The sequence below is a fragment of the Micromonospora sp. NPDC049836 genome, assembly GCF_044465125.1.
Lineage (GTDB): Bacteria > Actinomycetota > Actinomycetes > Mycobacteriales > Micromonosporaceae > Micromonospora.
On record NZ_JBITLH010000003.1, the window covers coordinates 126,410 to 143,288 of the forward strand.

The 16,879-nt window shown below is 74.1% G+C and carries 15 protein-coding genes; 5 read left to right on the forward strand and 10 right to left on the reverse strand.

Annotated features, from left to right (window positions below):
* Positions 1-94: 94 nt before the first annotated feature.
* A complete protein-coding gene (locus tag ACIBPB_RS08515) occupies positions 95-1,540 on the reverse strand; it encodes a DedA family protein (RefSeq protein WP_396838935.1) in 1,446 nt (481 codons plus the stop codon).
* A gap of 131 nt (positions 1,541-1,671) precedes the next feature.
* Between ACIBPB_RS08515 and typA the strand changes: the two genes are divergently transcribed.
* Positions 1,672-3,540 carry a translational GTPase TypA gene (gene typA / locus ACIBPB_RS08520; protein WP_396838936.1) on the forward strand — a complete coding sequence of 623 codons (1,869 nt, stop codon included), beginning with the start codon at positions 1,672-1,674 and terminating at the stop codon, positions 3,538-3,540.
* An 83-nt stretch (positions 3,541-3,623) separates the two neighbouring features.
* On the opposite strand, the gene ACIBPB_RS08525 is transcribed toward typA, so the two are convergent.
* Entirely contained in the window at positions 3,624-4,289 is a 666-nt protein-coding gene (locus ACIBPB_RS08525; protein ID WP_396838937.1) for a class I SAM-dependent methyltransferase, read from the reverse strand.
* A 72-nt stretch (positions 4,290-4,361) separates the two neighbouring features.
* Between ACIBPB_RS08525 and ACIBPB_RS08530 the strand changes: the two genes are divergently transcribed.
* Entirely contained in the window at positions 4,362-5,222 is an 861-nt protein-coding gene (locus tag ACIBPB_RS08530) for a serine hydrolase (protein ID WP_396838938.1), read from the forward strand.
* A gap of 25 nt (positions 5,223-5,247) precedes the next feature.
* On the opposite strand, the gene ACIBPB_RS08535 is transcribed toward ACIBPB_RS08530, so the two are convergent.
* Positions 5,248-6,045 carry a tyrosine-protein phosphatase gene (locus ACIBPB_RS08535; protein ID WP_396838939.1) on the reverse strand — a complete coding sequence of 266 codons (798 nt, stop codon included), beginning with the start codon at positions 6,043-6,045 and terminating at the stop codon, positions 5,248-5,250.
* Between the two features lie 44 nt (positions 6,046-6,089).
* Here ACIBPB_RS08535 and ACIBPB_RS08540 point away from each other — a divergent pair, with 44 nt between their 5' ends.
* On the forward strand, positions 6,090-7,187 hold the full coding sequence (locus tag ACIBPB_RS08540; RefSeq protein ID WP_396838940.1) for a mandelate racemase/muconate lactonizing enzyme family protein: 1,098 nt from the start codon (positions 6,090-6,092) through the stop codon (positions 7,185-7,187).
* A 51-nt stretch (positions 7,188-7,238) separates the two neighbouring features.
* Entirely contained in the window at positions 7,239-8,162 is a 924-nt protein-coding gene (locus ACIBPB_RS08545; protein WP_396838941.1) for an NlpC/P60 family protein, read from the forward strand.
* Between the two features lie 237 nt (positions 8,163-8,399).
* On the opposite strand, the gene ACIBPB_RS08550 is transcribed toward ACIBPB_RS08545, so the two are convergent.
* The 3 genes from ACIBPB_RS08550 to pnuC all read right to left on the reverse strand — a co-directional run bounded on the left by ACIBPB_RS08550 (position 8,400) and on the right by pnuC (position 11,498).
* Complete coding sequence (locus tag ACIBPB_RS08550; RefSeq protein ID WP_396838942.1) at positions 8,400-9,398, reverse strand: TerC family protein; 999 nt, start codon at positions 9,396-9,398, stop codon at positions 8,400-8,402.
* Between the two features lie 331 nt (positions 9,399-9,729).
* Positions 9,730-10,848, reverse strand: coding sequence for an AAA family ATPase (locus ACIBPB_RS08555; RefSeq protein WP_396838943.1), 1,119 nt, complete (start codon positions 10,846-10,848; stop codon positions 9,730-9,732).
* Complete coding sequence (pnuC, locus tag ACIBPB_RS08560) at positions 10,845-11,498, reverse strand: nicotinamide riboside transporter PnuC (protein ID WP_396838944.1); 654 nt, start codon at positions 11,496-11,498, stop codon at positions 10,845-10,847. Before pnuC ends, ACIBPB_RS08555 begins: the two co-directional genes overlap by 4 nt.
* Positions 11,499-11,600: 102 nt before the next feature.
* On the opposite strand from pnuC, the gene ACIBPB_RS08565 reads away from it, so the two are divergent.
* Positions 11,601-11,894, forward strand: coding sequence for an antibiotic biosynthesis monooxygenase family protein (locus tag ACIBPB_RS08565; RefSeq protein WP_396838945.1), 294 nt, complete (start codon positions 11,601-11,603; stop codon positions 11,892-11,894).
* Positions 11,895-12,300: 406 nt separating this feature from the next.
* Here ACIBPB_RS08565 and ACIBPB_RS08570 read toward each other — a convergent pair whose 3' ends face one another.
* From ACIBPB_RS08570 to uvrB, 4 genes are all read right to left on the reverse strand, one after another.
* Positions 12,301-13,215: a helix-turn-helix domain-containing protein gene (locus ACIBPB_RS08570; protein WP_396838946.1), complete on the reverse strand. Its 915-nt coding sequence runs from the start codon at positions 13,213-13,215 to the stop codon at positions 12,301-12,303.
* Between the two features lie 143 nt (positions 13,216-13,358).
* The gene (locus tag ACIBPB_RS08575; protein WP_396838947.1) at positions 13,359-13,727 is read right to left on the reverse strand and encodes a VOC family protein; all 369 of its coding nucleotides are present in this window, start codon (positions 13,725-13,727) and stop codon (positions 13,359-13,361) included.
* Between the two features lie 24 nt (positions 13,728-13,751).
* On the reverse strand, positions 13,752-14,627 hold the full coding sequence (locus ACIBPB_RS08580) for an AraC family transcriptional regulator (RefSeq protein WP_396838949.1): 876 nt from the start codon (positions 14,625-14,627) through the stop codon (positions 13,752-13,754).
* Positions 14,627-16,738, reverse strand: coding sequence for an excinuclease ABC subunit UvrB (gene uvrB / locus ACIBPB_RS08585; protein WP_396838950.1), 2,112 nt, complete (start codon positions 16,736-16,738; stop codon positions 14,627-14,629). Before uvrB ends, ACIBPB_RS08580 begins: the two co-directional genes overlap by 1 nt.
* Positions 16,739-16,879: the final 141 nt, after the last annotated feature.

The following is a 16,879-nucleotide window of genomic DNA, read 5'->3' on the forward strand; positions in this document are numbered from 1 at the left end:
CGGGCCGGGAAACACCGACATGCCGCAACTCGGGGTCGGTCCGGCCGGCGGGCGTCACCCAGGGCCAGCGGGCGTCACCCAGGGCCGGCGGGCGTCACCCGGGGTCGACGCCGCCCCGCCGGGCGCGGGAGGCCGGTCGGGAGCGGCGCGGACGCGGCGGGTGGCCCCCCTGGCCCGGGGTGGACGACGGTGCGGCGTCGTCGAGCGCCCGGTCCCGGGTGGCCCAGGCCACCACGAACACGGTCACCCAGGCCGCCCCGAGCAGCACCGAGGTGGCCGTACCGCTGGCCGTGCTCAGGCCCAGATAGAGCCGGGCGCCGCCGACCGCGACGACGCCGGCCAGGGCGGCCGTCCACACCGCCACCGCCACCGGCCAGCGGGCGCCCCGGGACAGCAGCCAGGCCAGCGTGCCGAAGCTCGCGGTCACCACCGCGTTCTGCCCGGGGAGGTACTCCGCGGTCGCCGCCGGGCCGCCGGGACCGGTCAGGTCGGCGACCACGGCCAGCACCACCAGCGGCACGAACGCCCCCGCCGTGCCGACCACGCTGAGCGGGTCGGCCCGCCAGGGCCGGTGCCGCCAGGCCAGCACCGCGGCGACCAGAGCCACCGCGAGGATCAGGAACGACCCGCGCAGCACCGACACCACGGCCAGCGCCGCGTCGGCCACCCCGGGGGTACGCCGGGCGGCGAACCACTCGGCCAGCAGGCCGTCCAGCACGCCGAGCCCGCTGTGCCGGACCACCGCCTCCAGCACCGCGGCGATGGCCAGCCCCGCGGCGAAGAGCAGCAGCAGCCCGGCGGCGAGGCTCAGCAGCAGCGTCCAGGCCGGCCCGACCCGCATGACGACCAGGAAGAACAGCACCCCGTAGCGGGCTCGCAGCCAGCGCAGCGGCGGCAGGGCGGCGGCCCGGGCGGCCAGCGCGCGCGCCGGGTCCGGATTGCGGCCCAGCCAGCGCCCGGCCAGCACCACGGCGGTCAGGCAGAGCAGCAGCACCAGCACCGCGCCGGTGGCCCGACCCAGCAGCCGGGAGACCTGCTCGTAGGACTCCCCGGCGGCGTAGCCGACCAGCACCGAGGCGCCGACCCAGCTCACCACCCCGGCCAGGTTCCACGGCGCGAACCGCCGGTACGGCAGCCCGGCCGCCCCGGCCAGCCGCGGCGCGAGCGTCCGGGCGAAGGCCACCCACCGGGCGGCCAGCACGCCCCGCCCGCCGAGCCGCTCGAGCAGCGAGTCGGCCCGCCGCCAGCGGTGCGGGCCCACCCGGGCGCCCAGCCCCGAGGCGCGCAGCCGCGGCCCGTACCGCCGGCCGGCCCGGAAGGCGAGTGTGTCTCCGATCACGGCCGCCGCCGTCATGGCCAGCAGCGCCGGAATAATCCGCAGCGTCCCCGCGTAGGCTAGGAAGCCGACCAGCAGCAGGGTCGCCTCGCCCGGCACCAGCAGTCCGAAGATCACCGCGGTCTCCCCCGCGACGATCGTCGCGGCGACCAGGTAGATCAGCAGGGCCGGCAGGCCTTGTAGCCAGCTCAGCAGGTCAGGCATCCGGTCCCCCGCACGGGAGCCAGCATGCCAGTCGCTGCAACGGTCGGGACAGCAGTTTCGCCAGAGATCCGGGCCATCTCGGGGTCACCCCGAGGCGTGCCCCGGCAACCGCAGACAGGAGTATGGAGGGTATGCAGCTACGCACCGACCTCCGCAACGTCGCCATCATCGCCCACGTCGACCACGGCAAGACGACCCTGGTCGACGCCATGTTGCGGCAGGCCGGCGCCTACGGCGCCCGCGGTGAGGACACCGAACGGGTCATGGACTCGATGGACCTCGAGCGGGAAAAGGGCATCACCATCCTGGCCAAGAACACCGGCGTGCGGTACCTGCCGGCGGACGGCTCCGACCCGGTCACCATCAACATCATCGACACCCCCGGCCACGCCGACTTCGGTGGTGAGGTCGAGCGCGGCCTGACCATGGTCGACGGGGTGGTGCTGCTGGTCGACGCCAGCGAGGGACCGCTGCCGCAGACCCGCTTCGTGCTCCGCAAGGCCCTCAAGGCCCGGATGCCGATCATCCTGGTGATCAACAAGGTGGACCGGCCGGACGCCCGGATCAAGGAGGTCGTGGACGACACCTACGAGCTCTTCCTCGACCTGGACGCCGACGAGGAGCAGATCGACTTCCCGATCGTCTACGCCTGCGCCCGCGACGGCATCGCCTCGCTGACCCAGCCCGCCGACGGCTCGGTGCCCGACGACAGCCACAGCCTGGAGCCGCTGTTCCGCACCCTGCTGGACACCATCCCGCCGCCCGCGTTCGAGGAGGACGCGCCGCTGCAGGCGCACGTCACCAACCTCGACGCCTCGCCGTTCCTGGGCCGGCTGGCGCTGTGCCGGGTCCGCCAGGGCACGATCAGCAAGGGCCAGACCGTGGCCTGGTGCCGCACCGACGGCAACACCCAGCGGGTCCGCATCTCCGAGCTGCTGATGACCGAGGGCCTGGAGCGCAAGCCGGCCGACAGCGCCGGCCCGGGCGACATCATCGCCGTCGCCGGCATCCCGGAGATCATGATCGGTGAGACGCTGGCCGACGCCGAGAACCCGATCCCGCTGCCGCTGATCACCGTCGACGAGCCGGCCATCTCGATGACCATCGGCACCAACACCTCGCCGCTGGTCGGCCGGGTCAAGGGCGCCAAGGTCACCGCCCGGATGGTCAAGGACCGGCTCGACAAGGAGTTGGTCGGCAACGTGTCGCTGCGGGTCCTGCCGACCGAGCGGCCGGACGCCTGGGAGGTGCAGGGCCGCGGCGAGCTGGCGCTGGCCATCCTGGTCGAGCAGATGCGCCGCGAGTCCTACGAGCTGACCGTCGGCAAGCCGCAGGTGGTCACCAAGGAGATCGACGGGAAGACCTGCGAGCCGGTCGAGCGGCTGACCATCGACGCGCCCGAGGAGTACCTGGGCGCGATCACCCAGCTCCTGGCGACCCGCAAGGGCCGGATGGAGCAGCTGGTCAACCACGGCACCGGCTGGATCCGGATGGAGTGGCTGGTCCCGGCGCGCGGCCTGATCGGCTTCCGCACCGAGTTCCTCACCGACACCCGCGGCACCGGCATCCTGCACCACGTCTTCGAGTCGTACGAGCCGTGGTTCGGCGAGCTGCGCACCCGCCAGAACGGCTCCCTGGTCGCCGACCGGGCCGGCGCGGTGACCTCGTTCGCCATGATCAATCTGCAGGAGCGCGGCCAGCTCTTCGTCGAGCCGACCACCGAGGTGTACGAGGGCATGATCGTCGGGGAGAACTCCCGCTCCGACGACATGGACGTCAACATCACCAAGGAGAAGAAGCTCACCAACATGCGCGCGTCGACCTCGGACGAGACCGAGAAGCTGATCCCGCCGCGCAAGCTGTCGCTGGAGCAGGCCCTCGAGTTCTGCCGCGAGGACGAGTGCGTCGAGGTGACCCCGGCCGCGGTGCGGATCCGCAAGGTGGTGCTGGACCAGACCCAGCGCGGCCGGATGGCGGCCCGCCGCAAGCACGCCGGCTGATCCACAGCCCGACGGGAGCCCGGTCCGCTCAGGCGGACCGGGCTCCCGCCTTTTCCCGGGCCCGCCCCCCACGAGGGGGTGGGTCAGGCGGGTTTGCCGGCTTGGAGGGCCAGAATGTCGGGGAGCGGGCCGGCGCCCGATTCCCGGACAGCGGTCAGCGCCAGCCCGGCGTCGGTGACCGCGTTGAGCAGGTCGGCCAGCGGCAGGTGCCAGGCGCCGACCCGGGCGCGCACCCCGGTGCTGTTCCAGGACCGGAAGCTGCGGTCCCGCTCGGCGTACCCGCCGTCGATCACGGCCCGCCCCGGCTCGGAACGGTCGGCGAACGCACCGACGAAACACGGGTGCACGCCGACGTGGACCAGCCGCCCGCCGGGCGCCAGCACCCGGGCCGCCTCGCGGACCATCGCCGGGTAGTCCGGCATGTCGGTGTGGGCCAGCACGCAGACCACCGCCGGCAGCGAACCGTCCGCCAGGGGCAGCGAGGTGCCGTCGCCCCGGGCCACCGGCAGCCGCGCCCGGGCATGCCGCAACTGGCCGGCCGACAGATCCACCCCGACCGGCCGCCAGCCCAGCCGGCGCAGCTCGGCGGCGTGCGCCCCGGTACCGCAGCACAGGTCGAGGCAGCGCCCGGCACCCGGCCCCAGCAGCTCGGCCAGCGCCGCCCGGACCCGGTCGCCGTAGTCGGCGGCGGCGGTCGTGACGTAGTCGTCGTACCAGTCGGCGATGGCGTCGTACGCAGCGGTCGTCATCTGCGCACGCTAGACCGCGCCCGCCGGGGACCGCAGCCCCGCGCGCCCCGAAGATCCGCTACGGTCACCGGCATGACCTGGGATGATCTCGACGCGCACCTGGACAGCGTGCCCGGCACCGTCTCCGCGTACGTGGGGCGGCTGGACGCGGCACCCACCTGGACCCGGCTGCCCGACGCCACCCACTACGCGGCGAGCACCATGAAGGTCGCCGTGCTGGTGGCGCTGCACCGCGCCGCCGAGGCCGGCCGGCTCGACCTGGACCAGCCGATCCCGGTGCGCAACGCGTTCGACTCCGCGCTGCCCGGCGCGCCCCGGTACGCCAACGCCCAGCACTACGACAACGACGACGCGGTCTGGGCGCGGGTCGGCGGCACGGCGTCCACCCGCTGGCTCGCCGAACGCATGATCATCCGGTCCAGCAACCTGGCCACGAACATCTGCCTGGCCCAGGTCGGGCTGCCCGCGGTGGCCGAGGCGTGGGCGCTGGCCGGCGCCCGGCACAGCCTGACCGGCCGCGGCATCGAGGACTTCGCCGCCCGGGACGCCGGGATCGACAACCTGGTCACCGCCGCCGACCTGGCCGCGCTCCTCGGCGAGCTGGCCCTCGGGGCGCACCGGCCGGGCCCGCTCGCCTCCCCGGCCGGCTGCGCGTCCATGCTGGACGTCCTCTTCGCCCAGGAGCACCGCGAGGACCTCGCCGCCGGCCTGCCCGAGGGCACCCGGATCGCGCACAAGAACGGCTGGGTGCGCGGGGTCCGGCACGGGGCCGGGGTGGTCTTCCCCGACGACGCCCCGCCGTACGCGATCGTCGTCTGCACCACCACCGAACTGGCCGACGGCGGGCCCACCGGCGAGGAGGCCGAGGACGACGCCTGCCGGCTCATCGCCGGCATCTCCGCCCGGGTGTGGCAGTCCCGGCACGAACTCTGACCGCCGGACCGGCCGGCGACGGCGCTCAGTCGAGCAGGTTCGCCCGCAGCGCCGCGAGCACGTCGTCGGTCAGGCCCAACCCGTCACGCAGGTACGCCCCGAACGACCCGTGCGCCCGCCGCACCTCGTCGTATGCGGCGTCCAGGTATTCCGGCCGCACCTCCAGCAGCGGGCGCGCCGCGGCCGGATCCAGCTCCGGCCGCCGCCGGCTCATCGCGGCCAGCAGCACCTCGCGCAGGCTCTCGGTCAGCTCGTTGTGCCGCAGGTAGTCGGCCCGGATCACCGCCTCGTCCAACCCGAGCGCGGTGAGCAGCACCACCGCCAGCCACCCGGTGCGGTCCTTGCCGGCCGAGCAGTGGAACAACAGCGGCAGGTTCTCCGCCTCGGCGGCCAGCCGGACCGCCGCCCCGAACCCGGCCCGCGCCGACTCCCCGGTGACGAACCACCGGTAGATCGCCGCCATCGCCGCCGGCATGCCCTCCCGGGCCAACTCCTCGTACGCGTCCACGTCGTGTCCGAGCAGCACCGCCGAGACGTAGGTGAAGACCGGGTGCGCCGGGTCGTACACCGGCAGGTGCACCACCCGGGGCTCGCCGACCAGCCGGTCCGGCGGGGCGAGCCGCTGCTCGCCGGCGTGCCGCAGGTCGACCACGCACGCCGGGGCCAGCTTGCCCAGCACCGGCAGGTCCTCGTCGGTGAGCCGGCCCAGCGCGGCGCTGCGCAGCAGCCGCCCGGCGCGCACCCGCCGGCCGTCCGCCGCGGGCAGCCCACCCAGGTCACGGGCGTTCGGCGCGCCCACCAGCTCCCAGTCCCGTACCGCCATCGGCCCTCCCCTGTCGCCGGCTCTCTGCGTATAGGGTGCCGCACATGACGATCGCCGCGGTACGCACCCACCGGCTCTCCGCCCCCTTACACACCCCGTTCGTCACCGCGCTGCGCCGCACCACCACGGTGGACACCCTGGTCGTCGAGGTGCTGGACAGCGACGGGCGGTCCGGGTTCGGCGAGGCCCCGCAGGTGTGGCAGGTGACCGGGGCGTCGATCGCCGGCGCCGAGGCGTGCGTGCGGGAGCTGCTGGGGCCCGCGCTGACCGGCCGGGACGCCGACGACCTGCAGGCCCGTTGCGCCGAGGTGCGCCGCGCGGTGGCCGGCAACGAGTCCGCCAAGGCGGCTGTCGACGTCGCCCTGCACGACCTGGCGGCGCGACGGCTCGGCGTACCCCTGGTGCGCCTGCTCGGCGGCACCGCGCTGCGCGTGCCGACCGACGTCACGCTCGCCGCCGGCGACGCGGTGGACCTGGCCGCGGCGGCGAAGCAGCGCCGCGCGGAGGGCTTCACCGTGCTGAAACTGAAGGTCGGCACGGACGCCCGGGGCGACCTGGACCGGGTGCGGGCGGTCCGCGCCGCGGTCGGCCCGGACGTGCGGATCCGGCTCGACGCCAACCAGGGCTGGACGCCCCGCGAGGCGGTCCGGGTGATCCGCGGCATCGAGGACGCCGGGCTCGACGTGGAGCTGGTCGAGCAGCCGGTGCACCGCCGCGACCTGGACGGGCTGGCCTGGGTCAGCGACCGGGTCGACCTGCCGATCCTCGCCGACGAGTCGGTCTTCGACCTGCGTGACCTGGTGGAGGTGATCCGCCGCCGGGCCGCCGACATGGTCAACGTCAAGCTGGCCAAGAGCGGCGGCCTGCACACCGCCCGGGCGCTGCTCGACCTGGCCACCGCGCACGGCATGGGCACCATCGTCGGGTCGATGATGGAGAGCCAGGTCGGGGTGGGCGCCGCGGCGAGCCTGGTCGCCGCGTACGGCACCAGCGCCGTCTCGGACCTCGACGCCGCCTGGTGGCTGGCCTGGTCGCCGGTCACCGGCGGCATCCGGTACGACGGCTCGACCGTGGTGCTCCCGGACGCGCCCGGGCTGGGCATCGCGAACGTGAGTGAAGTAAAAGTTCAGCGCCATGGTTGAGTGGCGTTGGAATTTTTCATAGGGTCGCGGGGCGGGAAGCACGAGCTGGGGGTGGACGTGGAGCTGCAGCCGGGCCACGAGGCCGTCGTCCGGGTCCCGGTGGCGACCCTCTGGGCCGCACCCGAGGCGGTCCGGTCGGTCGACGGGCCCGCCCTGACCGACACGCCGGACATCGCCGCCTGGGTCGCCGGGATGGACCGCGACCAGCAGGTCGGCGACTGCGTGCTCAGCCAGCTGCTGCTCGGCGAGCGGGTGCTCGTCACCGAGCTGCGCGCCGACGGCTGGGCACACGTGGTCGCCGCCGAGCAGCCCGCCGCCAAGCTCGACCGTCGCGGCTACCCCGGCTGGCTGCCCGTCGGGCAGCTGAGCGCGCCGGCTCCGGCGGCGCCCTCGGGCGTACCGCTGGTGGTCGACGCCACCCGCACCGCGCTGCGCGCCGCCCCCGAGGGCGCGGTGGTGCTGCGCGACGTCGTGCTCGGCACCCGCCTCGCCCCGGCCGGACGGCCGGCGGACGGCTGGCGTCCGGTCCACGTGCCCGGTCGTCCCGAGCCGCTCTGGGCGCCCGAGGGGGACCTGGTCCCGCTGCCCACCGAGCGGCCGGAGGCCAAGGAGGTCCTGGCCGTCGCGGAGCGGCTGCGCGACCTCCGCTACGTCTGGGGCGGGCTCTCCCCGGACGGCATCGACTGCTCCGGCCTGGTCAACCTCGCCTGGCGGCGGTACGGGGTGACGCTGCCCCGCGACGCCGACGACCAGGCCGAGGCGACCACGCCGCTGGCGCTGGACGAGGAGCGCCCCGGCGACCTCTACTTCTTCGCCCGGCCCGGCCGGCGGATCCACCACGTCGGGATCGTCACCGCCGAGCCGCACGGCGACCGCCGGCGCATGCTGCACGCCTGCTACCGGCAGCGCCGGGTCCTCGAGGAGCAACTCCCCGAGGACCGGCTCGCCACCCTGGTCGGCGCGCACCGGGTCTGACCCCCTGGCCGCACGCTCCCCGTCCCGTCACGGCCCTGCCGGCCGGTCCGCCCTTCCGGTCGACCGGCGCTGAGGGCCGACCCACCCGACCGGCGCTGCCCGCCCGACCCGCGCCACCCGGCAGACCGGTGCCGCCCGCCCGACCCGCGCCGCCCGGCAGACCGGCGCTGCCCGCCCGACCCGCGCCACCCGGCAGACCGGTGCCGCCCGCCCGGCGCCGCGCGCCCGACCGGCCCGTCAGCGCCGGGTGCCGGCCAACTCGCGGCGCCGGTCCCGGGAGGACTTGACCAGGCTCGCCGCGGTGGCGACGGCCAGGGTGCCCAGGATGACCGTGAGCGACAGCCAGATCGGGATGTGCGGGGCCCAGGCCACGTGCCGGCCGCCGTTGACGAACGGCAGGTTGTTGTCGGCGAGCGCCTCCAGGACCAGCTTGACCCCGATGAAGCCGAGCACCACGGCCAGGCCGTAGCTGAGGTAGATCAGCCGGTCCAGTAGGCCGCCGAGCAGGAAGTAGAGCTGCCGGAGCCCCATCAGCGCGAAGACGTTCGCGGTGAAGACCAGGTACGGCTCCTGGGTGATGCCGAAGATCGCCGGGATCGAGTCCAGCGCGAAGATCAGGTCGGTGGTGCCGATCGCGATCATCACGATCAGCATCGGGGTGAACAGCCGGCGGCCGTTCTCGTGGGTGGTCATCCGTGCCCCGTCGAAGTCCCGGGACAGCGGCAGCGCCTTGCGGCTCCACCGGATCAGCAGGTTCTCGCTGAACTCGTCCTCGTCCGGCTCCCCCTGCCGGGCCAGGTTGACCGCGGTGTAGATGAGGAAGGCGCCGAAGATGTAGAAGACCCAGGAGAACTGGGAGATCAGCGCCGCGCCCGCGGCGATGAAGCCGCCCCGCATCACCAACGCCAGCAGGATGCCGATGAGGAGCACCTTCTGCTGGTACTGCCGGGGCACCCCGAAGCGGCCCATGATGATCACGAAGACGAAGAGGTTGTCCACCGAGAGGCTGTACTCGGTGAGCCACCCGGTGTAGAACTGGCCGGCGATGCTCGGTCCCGAGGTGAGCCAGAGCCCGGCGCCGAAGAGCAGGGCCAGGGCCACGTAGAAGCCGACCCAGAGGCTCGACTCACGGACGCTGGGCTCGTGCGGGCGCCGACCGATGATGAGCAGGTCAGCGAGCAGGACCGCGGTCATCACGACCAGGGTTCCGGCCCACACCAGTGCGGACACGTTCAATCCATCCTCCGGCAGACACACAGCGTCGGGCACACCGTACGCCGGGTGGGTGGCCGGGGTGCGTCGACGCTGACTCTGGTGACTGTCGGAGGTCTCTTCCGCCATCGCCCCGAGGTGCCGGGCCGCTGACCGACGGAGCCGGGTCGGGCTGCCGAGGATCCGGCGCTCTTCCGTGCTGACGACTCCGTCGCGAGGGAATACTCCCCTCCTCGGGCGCCATTGTTCACCATCGGCCCCAGGCACCGCATCTCCAGGGGTCGGTATTGGCGAGGAGGTCGGGTTCCGGCGTGGGAAACGCCACGTCGCGTACGGTGTCCTAGGAGGCTAGGTGTTACGGGTGACCGGTCGGCCCGGCGGTGGGGACGGCCTGCTCAGGCGGCAGCAGCGGGTCGGCGAAGGACCAGCCGGCGGCGAGCAGGGCGTCGCAGGCGGCGACCGCGGTGGCCAGCCGCGCCTCGTGCGGCCCGTGCAGCTCCACCACCGGCACCCCGCAGCCGGCCAGCTCCGCCCGGAACCGCCCGGTCATCCAGGCCCGCAGGTGCTCCCCGTCGCGCAGTCCGTCGTCGTCGAACGGCACGCCCACGTGATCGGTCAGCAGGTAGAGCGCGGGCCGGCGGGCGGCCGCCCGGACCGGCGCCGAGGACGAGCCGAGGTAGCGCTCCTCCCAGATCGCGGTGGCCCGGGCGTCGGTGTCGCAGAACAGCAGCGGGCCGCTCACCCGGGCCGCGGCGTCCTCGGCCGCCTGCTGCTCGCGGACCACCTCGGCGAAGTCCGCCCGGTCCCAGACCACGTCGAACACGGTCGCCCCCGGCCGGCCGCGGCGCAGCTCGGCGAGCTTGCGGGCGGTCAGCTCGCGGCCGTACTCGGGGACCCAACTGGTGCCGTAGTGGGCGGCGAGCGCCGCGGCCATCGTCGTGGTGCCGGTGGACTCCGCGCCCACCACCACGACCCGGCGGACCAGCCACGCGCGCACCGCCGGGCTCAGCCAGCGCCAGTGCGCCGCCGGGTCCGCCCGCACCGCGGTTCCGGAAACCGGCACGGTACGCCGCTCCGGGTCCACGCAGACCGGCACCGCGCCGAAGCGGCGGGCCAGTTCGGCGCCGTACGCCTCGGAGGAGAAGACCGCGTCCACCGGCGCCCCGCCGAGCGCGTCGGCGAAGACCGCGCAGTGCAGATCCCACACGGCCGGATCGGCGTAGTCGACGGGGTGGTCGTCGTACCGGCCGACGACCCGGACCCACGGGGTGCCGGCGTGCGCCTCGCGCAGCCACTCGACGCGCTCGGCCAACGGAATCGACTCCCGGCGGGACGGGGCCACCACCACGGTGACGGTCGCGCACCGGGCGGCGGCCGCCTCGATCAGCGCGTGGTGCCCGGCGTGCGGCGGGTAGAACTTGCCGACCACCAGCCCGTGCCGGAACTCCGGCCGGCGTCGGTCCGGCCCGCTCACGCCGCCACCGGGGCGGGACCGGGCGGCAGCAGGGTCGCCGCCGACCGCCGGCGCAGGTCCGCCCGCCAGGCCCGCAGCCCGAGCACGCAGAGCGCCAGGAAGATCAGGTACAGCCCGCCGGTCAGCCAGAGTCCCTTGTACGCGTAGAGCGGGATGTAGATCAGGTCCGCGGCGATCCACAGCCACCAGCTCTCCACCAGCTTGCGGGTCTGGCCGTAGGTGGCCAGCAGCGACAGCGCGGTGGTGAGCGCGTCGGCCAGCGGCACGGTCGAGTCGGTGGCCCGGTCCAGCAGCACCCAGAGCCCGCCGGTGAGCAGCACACCGGCGACGGCCAGCGCCCACCACTCGCGCCGCCCGGTGCGTGCCACGACCAGTCGACTGCGCCGCTGGCCGCCGAAGAGCCAGTGCCACCAGCCGTAGAGGCCGAGCAGGACGTAGACGATCTGCAGGCCGGCGTCGGCGTACAGGCCGGCGGTCCAGAAGAGCACCATCAGCAGCAGCACGTTGGCGATGCCGATCGGCCAGTTGGCGATGTGCTGCCGCGCCACCAGCCAGACGTTGACCACGCCGGTGCCGAAGCCGAGCAGCTCCGCCCAGGTGGTGCCGGTTCCCGCCACGGTGAACGCCGTGGCGGTGAGCCAGTCGAGCATCTGTCCCTCCCCCTGTCCCGCGCGCCCACCCTAGAGGGACGCGGTGGGACGGACCAGCCCCGCGTGGCACCGCCCGGAGGGTGCCGTGCGAGGCTGCCGGACATGGTTCTTGAGGTCGCGCTGATCGATGTGATTCCCGGACACGAGGACGCCTTCGCCGCCGCGTACGCGCAGGCGCGTCCGATCCTCAGCGGCACCGAGGGGTGCCGCTCGGTGCGGATGACCCGCGGCGTGGAGTCGCCGTCCCGGTTCGTGCTGCTGGTGGAGTGGGACGCGGTGGCGGCGCATGAGATCAACTTCCGGCAGACCGAGCGGTTCACCCGGTGGCGGGAACTGATCGGACCGCACTTCGCCAACCCGCCGCTGGTCGAGCACTTCACCGACGTACCGGCCTGAAGTGTCGTACCGCTGACCTAGCGTGTCCCCCGACGCGCCAGCCGCCGGCCCCGACGGGCATCGGGGCTGCCGGGCCCGGCGGCGGCGCGCAGCCGACGTGCCGGCCGCCCGCCCGCCGGGTGGCTGCGGGTGATCTCCGCGCTCCGGCGGCTGGTTGCGGTCCAGCAGCCGATTGCGGCACCGGCCGGCGACGGCCAGGCCAGCGGGCGATTGCCGGCCGCCGGATGGTTGCCCCGCCGCCGGGCGATTGCCGGCCGCCGGATGGTTGCCCCGCCGCCGGGCGATTGCCGGCCGCCGGATGGTTGCCCCGCCGGCGGGCGATTGCCGGCCGGCGGGCGATTGCGGGGCCCGGGCGACTGCGGGCCGGGGCGCCGGTGGGACCGCCGGACGGTTGCGGGCCGGGGCGCTAGCTGGGTTGCGGGAGCGGCGCGTCGGCGGCCTCTCGCGGGCGCGGCACGGGTGCCGCGCCGAGCCGCCCGGCCAGCAGTTCGGCCGACTTGTCGGCCGGCAGCGCCGCCGCCGACAGCCAGTCGATGAGCCGCTCGTACCGGGCGATGTCGATCTCGTCGACCAGGCGCAGGTCGGCGGTGAGCGTCTCCACCAGGACGGTGCGGGGATCGGCCGGATCCGGGTGCGCGAAGTAGGAGAAGGCGGCCAGCGGGTGCACCCCGCCGTGCGGGGCGGCGTCGCGGGGCAGCAGCCGGATCTCGACGTTCGGCAGCTCGGCGGCGGCCAACAGGTGACTCAGCTGCTCCCGCCAGACCTCGTCGGGCAGGCCGCCGGGATCGCAGACCCGCTCGTCGAGCAGGGCCGTGTAGTGCGGCGCGTCCGTCCGGCGCAGCACCTGCTGGCGCACCGCCCGGGCCCGGACGTCGGCCTCCACGTCCACCCCGTCGGCGAGCAGCGACCCGGCGGTGACCCGCAACCGGGCGTACCCGGGCGCCTGGAGCAGGCCGGGCACGACCGCCGGCTGGTACTCGACGATCCGGGCCGCGCTCGCCTCCAGCTCCGCGTACGCCCGCTGCCGCTCCCCCATCTCGCCGAGGGCCTTGGACCAGCCGCGCCCGGTGGCGGCGTCGCGGGCGATGACGATGAGCGCGTCCCGCCGGTCGGGCGGCACCGCGTAGACGTCGAGCAGGTCGAGCACGTCGGCCAGGTCGGGCCGGCTCTGCCCCAGCTCGATGCGGGACAGCTTGGACGTGGACGCCCAACCGAGCCGGCCACAGACCTGCTCCAGGGTGAGCGACTCCCGGTGCCGCAGCCGGCGCAGCTCCACGCCGAGCCGCACCCGCCGCACCACAGGACTTGCTGACGATGGCATGCGCGCCTCCCCACCGAGGGAGCGTACGCAGTACCGTCACGCAGGGCAATACCTTGCTCGCTCACTGCTATCACGGTGTGTGCTCCCCTGCCGGCGGCGGCCCGGCAACGCGCGGTCAGCTCACCCGGCGCACCTGGTCCGACTCAGGGGCGGTACGTGCCGAAGGACCAGATTAGCCCCGCCGGATCCCGGGCCACGTAGTCCCGGGAGCCGTAGTCCGTGTCGAACGGTGGCCGGACGATCTCCGCGCCCGCCGACCGGGCCCGCTCGTGGTGGCCGTCGACGTCGTCCACGGCCACGTAGACGCGGTAGTCGTCGTCGGCGGGCCGGGGGGCCGGGGCGGGCCCGGTGCCGAGCATGACGAGGTCGTCGCCGTACCCGAGCTGGGCGTGCCGCACCTCGCCGTCCGGACCCGCGTGCACCTCGTGCACGGTGAAGCCGAACGCGGAGCGGAGGAACTCGATGGCGGCGGAGGCGTCGGGGTACCGGAGAACCGGGTAGATGCTTCGCATGCCGCCAGTCTGCCGCCCCGGCGGTCAGCCGGGATTGGACGAATGTGACCTCGGGCGGACCAGCGCCGTCGGGGTCCGCCCGGCGAACTGCCGGAAGTCACGGATCAGGTGCGACTGGTCGTAGTAGCCGCAGCGGGCGGCCAGCTCCGCCCACCCGGGCCCGGCACCGGCGACGGTCGCGCCGGCCGCCCCGCCGTCGTCGAGCGGCGCGCTGACCAGTTCCCGGCCGAGCGTCGCGTACGCCCGCTGGAAGCGGACCAGCCGGGCGACCGTCTTCGGCGGCTGGCCGAACTCCCGCCGGAACGCCGCGGCCAGGTGCCGCCGGCTCCAGCCCAGCTCGTGGGCGACCGCTCCCACGCCGACCCCGCCGGCCGCCAGCGACCGCCAGGCGCCCAGCAGCCGCGGGTCGACCGGCCCGTTCCCGGCCAGCCGGGTGGTCAGCGCCGCGTCGAGCCGGGCGAACCGGCCCGGCCAGTCGGGTGCCTCGGCCAGTTCGTCGCGGAGCCGGACCAGCCAGCCACCGATCCGGTCCACCGGCAGGACCCGGTTGGCCAGCTCGCCGAGCGGCAGCCCGAGCAGCCGCCGGGCGGCGGGCGGGGTCAGCAGCACCTGCACCCCGACGCCCTCCCCCTCGGTGCGGGTCGTGCAGCAGCCGTCGAACGGACCGGCCACGAAGGCGTTCACGCCGGACGCGCCCCGCCCGGCCGCCCGCGGATCGGTGACGTCCAGCGCGGCGCCCCAGCCGAGGATCAGCACCACGAAGGCACCGGCCACCTCCTGGCGTACCAGGGGTGCGGGGGTGTGCTCCCGGTAGCCGAGGTAACGGTCCACGTACGGGCGCAGCCGCGGATCCGGCCGACCGACGACCGCCTCGGTCAGCACGCCGGCCTCCGCCGGCATCACTTCACCCCGGCGGCGTCCATTCCGCGCAGCTCCTTCTTGAGGTCGGCGACCTCGTCGCGGATCCGGGCGGCCAACTCGAACTGCAGCTCCCGCGCGGCGGCGAGCATCTGGTCGCTGAGCTCCTGGATGAGGTTGGCCAGGTCGGCCCGGGCCATCCCCTCCCGGGACGGGGTGGCCGCGCCGCCCCGCCCACCGCGGCTGCGGGTCTCCTTGACCGGCGCCTTGCCGCGGGACAGCTGCCGGACGGCCCCGCCGACCCGGTTGGCCTCGGTGTCCTCCGCCTCGCGGTAGATGTCGTCGAGGATGTCGTGGATCTTCTTGCGCAGCGGCTCGGGGCTGATCCCGTTGGCCTCGTTGTGCGCGATCTGCTTGGCCCGCCGCCGGTTGGTCTCGTCGATCGCGGCGGCCATCGACGGGGTGATCTTGTCGGCGTACATGTGGACCTGGCCGGAGACGTTACGGGCGGCCCGGCCGATGGTCTGGATCAGCGACCGGCCGCTGCGCAGGAAGCCCTCCTTGTCGGCGTCGAGGATCGCCACCAGGGACACCTCGGGCAGGTCGAGACCCTCGCGGAGCAGGTTGATGCCGACCAGTACGTCGTAGTCGCCCTTGCGCAGCTCGCGCAGCAGCTCCACCCGGCGCAGCGTGTCGACCTCGGAGTGCAGGTAGCGCACCCGGATGCCGTTCTCCAGCAGGTAGTCCGACAGGTCCTCGGCCATCTTCTTGGTCAGCGTGGTGACCAGCACCCGCTCGTCACGCTCGGTGCGCAGCTTGATCTCGTGCATCAGGTCGTCGATCTGGCCCTTGGTGGGCTTGACGACCACCTCCGGGTCGATCAGGCCGGTCGGGCGGATCACCTGCTCGACGAACTCGCCCTGGGCCTGCTCCAGCTCCCACGGGCCGGGCGTGGCGGAGAGGAAGACCATCTGGCCGACCCGCTCCAGGAACTCGTCGAAGCGCAGCGGCCGGTTGTCCGCCGCGCTGGGCAGCCGGAACCCGTGGTCGATCAGCATCCGCTTGCGGGACGCGTCGCCCTCGTACATGCCGCCGATCTGCGGGATCGTCACGTGCGACTCGTCGACGACGGTGAGGAAGTCGTCGGGGAAGTAGTCGAGCAGACAGTGCGGCGGGCTGCCGGGCAGCCGGCCGTCGATGTGCATGGAGTAGTTCTCGATGCCGGAGCAGAAGCCGACCTGGCGCATCATCTCGATGTCGTAGGTGGTGCGCATCCGCAGCCGCTGCGCCTCCAGCAGCTTGCCCTGCCGCTCCAGCTCGGCCAGGCGCTCGCCCAGCTCGGCCTCGATGTCGCGGATCGCCCGCTCCATCCGCTCCGGGCCGGCGGCGTAGTGCGTGGCCGGGAAGATCATCAGCTGGTCGACCTCACGGACCACGTCCCCGGTCAGCGGGTTGAGGTAGTAGAGCTTCTCGATCTCGTCACCGAAGAGCTCGATCCGGACGGCCAGCTCCTCGTACGCCGGGATGATCTCCAGCGTGTCGCCCCGGACCCGGAAGGTGCCGCGCTGGAACGCCATGTCGTTGCGGGTGTACTGGATGTCGACCAGGCGCCGCAGCAGTTGGTCGCGGTCGAGCTCCTGGCCGACGGCGACCCGGACCGCGCGGTCGAGGTATTCCTCCGGGGTGCCCAGGCCGTAGATCGCCGAGACGGTCGCCACCACGATCACGTCGCGGCGGGTGAGCAGCGACATGGTCGCCGAGTGCCGCAGCCGCTCGACCTCCTCGTTGACCGACGAGTCCTTCTCGATGTAGGTGTCGGTCTGCGGGATGTACGCCTCGGGCTGGTAGTAGTCGTAGTAGGAGACGAAGTATTCCACCGCGTTGTGCGGCAGCAGCTCGCCGAACTCCTTGGCGAGCTGGGCGGCGAGGGTCTTGTTGGGCGCGAGCACCAGGGTGGGCCGTTGCAGCCGCTCGACCAGCCACGCCGTGGTGGCGCTCTTGCCGGTGCCGGTCGCGCCGAGCAGCACCGTGTTGCGGTCGCCGCGCCGCACCCGACGCTCAAGATCGTCGATGGCTGCCGGCTGGTCGCCGGCCGGCTGGAACTCGCTGACCACCTGGAAACGGCCGTCGAGCCGGGGAATGTCGAGCGCCATACCCACAACGGTACGCCGGAGGTCCGACAGTTCCGGGCCAGCACGGAGGGTCCGTGATCGGCTTCGATATTCCCATTGTGTGCCCCATCTCACGCCGCTACGCTCGTACCGTAGGCCGCTCGCGGCGGCCGACCGGGCCGG

What these genes read in the sequence shown, in the direction of transcription:
- ACIBPB_RS08580 (WP_396838949.1), bottom strand. Translation starts at nt 14,627, where the DNA reads ATGCCGGCGGAGGCCGGCGTGCTGACCGAGGCGGTCGTCGGTCGGCCG.
- ACIBPB_RS08535 (WP_396838939.1), bottom strand. Translation starts at nt 6,045, where the DNA reads ATGGCGGTACGGGACTGGGAGCTGGTGGGCGCGCCGAACGCCCGTGAC.
- ACIBPB_RS08515 (WP_396838935.1), bottom strand. Translation starts at nt 1,540, where the DNA reads ATGCCTGACCTGCTGAGCTGGCTACAAGGCCTGCCGGCCCTGCTGATC.
- uvrB (WP_396838950.1), bottom strand. Translation starts at nt 16,738, where the DNA reads ATGGCGCTCGACATTCCCCGGCTCGACGGCCGTTTCCAGGTGGTCAGC.
- ACIBPB_RS08540 (WP_396838940.1), top strand. Translation starts at nt 6,090, where the DNA reads ATGACGATCGCCGCGGTACGCACCCACCGGCTCTCCGCCCCCTTACAC.
- ACIBPB_RS08565 (WP_396838945.1), top strand. Translation starts at nt 11,601, where the DNA reads ATGGTTCTTGAGGTCGCGCTGATCGATGTGATTCCCGGACACGAGGAC.
- pnuC (WP_396838944.1), bottom strand. Translation starts at nt 11,498, where the DNA reads ATGCTCGACTGGCTCACCGCCACGGCGTTCACCGTGGCGGGAACCGGC.
- ACIBPB_RS08575 (WP_396838947.1), bottom strand. Translation starts at nt 13,727, where the DNA reads ATGCGAAGCATCTACCCGGTTCTCCGGTACCCCGACGCCTCCGCCGCC.
- ACIBPB_RS08570 (WP_396838946.1), bottom strand. Translation starts at nt 13,215, where the DNA reads ATGCCATCGTCAGCAAGTCCTGTGGTGCGGCGGGTGCGGCTCGGCGTG.
- ACIBPB_RS08530 (WP_396838938.1), top strand. Translation starts at nt 4,362, where the DNA reads ATGACCTGGGATGATCTCGACGCGCACCTGGACAGCGTGCCCGGCACC.
- typA (WP_396838936.1), top strand. Translation starts at nt 1,672, where the DNA reads ATGCAGCTACGCACCGACCTCCGCAACGTCGCCATCATCGCCCACGTC.
- ACIBPB_RS08525 (WP_396838937.1), bottom strand. Translation starts at nt 4,289, where the DNA reads ATGACGACCGCTGCGTACGACGCCATCGCCGACTGGTACGACGACTAC.